Source organism: Sutterella massiliensis, assembly GCF_016899755.1.
Lineage (GTDB): Bacteria > Pseudomonadota > Gammaproteobacteria > Burkholderiales > Burkholderiaceae_F > Sutterella > Sutterella massiliensis.
In genome coordinates this window covers 1-1,029 of sequence record NZ_JACJJC010000114.1, presented here as the reverse complement: position 1 = coordinate 1,029, position 1,029 = coordinate 1, and the positions used below count along the sequence as shown (strand labels likewise).

The window sequence follows — 1,029 nt, the reverse complement described above, 5'->3', positions numbered from 1 at the left end:
GTCCATGATGTCGTTGAGGCCGATATGCCGTTTCTCGGCGACAACCCCGAAGAAGACGAAATTTACTCGACGCGCCTTGTGGGCGTGACGGTTACGTCCACGCTCGACGGCCGCACCGACGTGGAACTTGCCGATATCGATTGGTCCTATACGATCAACGGAAACCGTGATCTCGAGTATGCCGTCGCGGGCGGTATTCTCGATGTCATGCACAATTCAACCTTCACGAGCACCGGCAAGAGCACGAATTTCTCACTCACGATGAACGATTCTTTCGGCAGCTCGTGCGACATCACGTCGGCTGCGATCTTTGTTGAAGAGACCGGCAGCTCAACCGGGGGCACCCTTGAAGAGGTCGCACGACTCAATCTCAATGCCGAGACGACCACGATCACGGCTCATGCTGACGGCGACGATGCGCATTCGATCCGCGGCATCGCGGTTGAAAATTACGGTTCGCTCTACATGAACGGGTCGACTGTCAAGATTGATGTGCTCTCGGGCTCGAACAAGCGCCCGAATCACGACCCGGACGACGCCGATCCGCACGAAGCCATGGGGCTTCAGGCTTGGACCTACGGCAAGATCTTCACGTCCGAAAACACGACGCTCGACATCACGGTGACTGGTATGGGCGACAATGAAAATATGTTCCCGATCGCCACTGTCGACAACGATGTGGCTTCGGAAATCACGGGTATTGCCAACGAAGGCTCCACCATGGACCTGCGCGGCACGACCAACGTCAACGTGCGCGGCAACGGCAATTGGTCCGTGGGTGCCCAGATCTGGTCTGAAGGCGTCGATACAAGTTTTGAAAGACTCGATCAGAAGCTCGACTTCGATTCCTCGGTCACTTTCGGCAAGTCCGCTACGTTCACTGTTCGCAGTGAAAAGAGCCAGGCGATCGGCCTCCTTGTGGGCGGCGCTTGGTATCGGACTGACGCGACCGATGAAGAGCGGGAAAAGTATGCCGAGTACCTCGGCAAAGTGACCGTCATTGCTGAAGGCTGTCTCTTATACACATCT

1 protein-coding gene is annotated in these 1,029 nt (G+C 56.3%); it reads left to right on the top strand.

The annotated features are described in order from the left end of the window. Window positions 1-1,029, top strand: a 1,029-nt coding sequence (locus H6A60_RS14495) for a hypothetical protein (RefSeq protein ID WP_205104783.1), incomplete at both ends; no start/stop codon positions are given.